At 77.2% G+C, this 2,496-nt stretch carries 3 protein-coding genes; all 3 read left to right on the top strand.

The features are described 5' to 3' along the window. Positions 1-331: CbiX/SirB N-terminal domain-containing protein (locus tag ABD317_RS35890; protein ID WP_344296066.1), on the top strand; the 331-nt coding region annotated here is incomplete at its 5' end. A 118-nt stretch (positions 332-449) separates the two neighbouring features. Further along, the gene (locus ABD317_RS35885; protein ID WP_344296064.1) at positions 450-1,376 is read left to right on the top strand and encodes an oxidoreductase; all 927 of its coding nucleotides are present in this window, start codon (positions 450-452) and stop codon (positions 1,374-1,376) included. A 202-nt stretch (positions 1,377-1,578) separates the two neighbouring features. Then, on the top strand, positions 1,579-2,496 hold a 918-nt coding region (locus tag ABD317_RS35880), incomplete at its 3' end, for an alkaline phosphatase PhoX (protein WP_344296062.1).

Raw genomic sequence — 2,496 nt, 5'->3', positions numbered from 1 at the left:
GGCTGGCGCGGCGGCGGACACGGAGGCCACCGCGGCGCTGCTGGCCGCCCGGCTCGGGGTGCCGGTGCTGCCGGCGTACGCGTCGGCCGCCGCGCCGACCGTCGCGGAGGCGGCCCGTACCCTCGCCGCCCGTGGCCGCCGCCGTATCGGCGTGGCCTGCTGCTTCACGGCGCCGGGCCTCTTCGCCCGGCGCACGCCGGCCGCCGCGGCGGCGCTGGCGCTGCCCGCCGCGGCGCCGCTGGGCGCGCACCCGGCGCTCGCGCGGCTCGTACTCCACCGCTACGACGAACAGCTCGCCGCCCGCCGCGGGGCCGTCCGCACCGCGGCCTGAGCGCACGCCACGCCGACGTCGCCGCAGGGTTCTCTCCCCCGCCGTCCGCCTCTACCCTGACGGCCCAGGCACCCGGGCCGAGGGGACGGGCCCGGGCCGAGGAGAAGGGCAGCCGGCGATGGCGGCGTGGACGGTGAGCGACATTCCGGACCAGACGGGCCGCGTGGCGGTGGTCACCGGGTCGAACGGCGGCGTCGGCTACCCCGTCGCCCGCGAGTTCGCCCGCCGCGGCGCGCACGTGGTCCTCGCCTGCCGCAGCGAGCGCCGCGGCACCGAGGCGTGCGCGCGGCTGCGGGCGGAGGTGCCGGCCGCCGGGGTGGAGTTCCGCCCGCTGGACCTCGCCGAGCTGGCCTCCGTACGGGACTTCGCCCGCAGCTTCGCCGCCGACCGCCTCGACCTGCTGGTCAACAACGCGGGCGTGATGGCGCTGCCGTACCGCGAGACCGCCGACGGCTTCGAGATGCAGATGGGGGTGAACCACTTCGGCCACTTCGCCCTCACCGGCCTGCTGCTGCCGAAGCTCCTGGCGACCCCCGGGGCCCGCGTCGTCAGCGTGTCCAGCATCGCGCACCTCGCCGCCCGGGTGGACCCCGCCGACCTCGGCTCGCGGAGCGACTACCGCCCCTTCCGCGCGTACGCCCGCACCAAGTCGGCGAACCTGCTCTTCGTCCACGAGCTGGCCCGCCGGCTGGCCGCGTCCGGCTCGGACGTCGTCGCCGCCGCGGCCCACCCCGGCTACGCCGCCACCAACCTGCAGCTCGTCGGCCCCCGCATGGAGGGCCGCCGGCTCGCCGAGCGCCTGAACCTCCTCGGCTACCGGGCCTTCGCCCAGTCCGCCGACCAGGGCGCGCTGCCGGTGCTCTTCGCCGCCACCGCCCCGGAGGTCCGCCCCGACGCGTTCATCGGCACCCGGCTGCAGGGCTGGCGCGGCGGGCCCGCGCGGTCCTGGCGGGCGCGGTGGACGCTGGACGACGCGGCGTCGGAGGGGCTGTGGGAGCACTCGGTGAAGCTGACGGGCGTCGCCTACGAGGCGCTGGCGCCGTGAGGCGCCGGGCGACCCTCCGCGAAGCCCTGGAGGCCCTCGTACCCTCCCGGTAGCCCGGCCGGGCCCGGTCCCCGCTTGTTGGACTGCAGGGAACCCGCGGCCGAACGGGCGTTCACTCTCTGTCAACCTCGCGGCCCTACCGTTCGAAACGCGGCCCGCGGGCGGCTGTCCCGGGCTCCCCCACCTCAAGGAGTGGATGGTCGTGCAGCGCCGTTCTTTCCTGCGCGGAGCGGTCGTCGGCGGTTCGGCGGCGGCGTTCGGCGGCAGCCTGTGGATGGGGTCGGCCGCGGCGGATCCGGCGCAGCCGGGGGCCGGGCCGTACGGAGGGCTGGGGCCGGCCGACGGGAACGGGATCCGGCTGCCCGAGGGCTTCACCAGCCGCGTCGTGGCGCGGTCCGGGCAGCCGGTGGCGGACACGTCGTACACCTGGCACCCGGCGCCCGACGGCGGCGCCTGCTTCGCCGACGGCGACGGCTGGATCTACGTCTCCAACTCCGAGGTCACCCCCTCCGGCGGCGCGGGCTCGATCCGCTTCACCGCCGCCGGCGAGGTGGCGGGCGCGTACCGCATCCTGTCGGGGACGCGGCAGAACTGCGCGGGCGGCCACACGCCGTGGAACACCTGGCTGTCGTGCGAGGAGGTCGACCGCGGCTACGTCTACGAGACCGACCCCTGGGGCGCGAACGCCGCCGTGCGGCGCGACGCGATGGGCCGCTTCAAGCACGAGGCGGCGGCCGCGGACCCGGAGCGGCGGGTCGTCTACCTCACCGAGGACGTCTCCGACGGCTGCTTCTACCGCTTCCGGCCCGCCACCTGGGGCTCGCTGTCCGCGGGCACCCTGGAGGTGCTGCGCATGGGCCCCGGCACCTCGGGCCCGGTGACGTGGGCGCCGGTGCCGGACCCGAGCGGCGCGTCGACGGCGACGCGGCACCAGGTGGCGGGCGCCAAGCGCTTCGACGGCGGCGAGGGCTGCCACTACTCCGGCGCCGCGGGCATCTGCTGGTTCACGACGAAGGGCGACGGCCGGGTCTGGCAGTACGACGCGGCGGCGGAGACCCTGGAGCTGGCCTACGACGACTCCCTCGTCTCCGGCACCGCCCCGCTCACCGGCGTCGACAAC

This window comes from Streptomyces synnematoformans (assembly GCF_039531005.1).
Lineage (GTDB): Bacteria > Actinomycetota > Actinomycetes > Streptomycetales > Streptomycetaceae > Streptomyces > Streptomyces synnematoformans.
The sequence above is the reverse complement of the archived record's forward strand: the minus strand, read 5'-3'. Positions and strand labels throughout refer to the sequence as shown.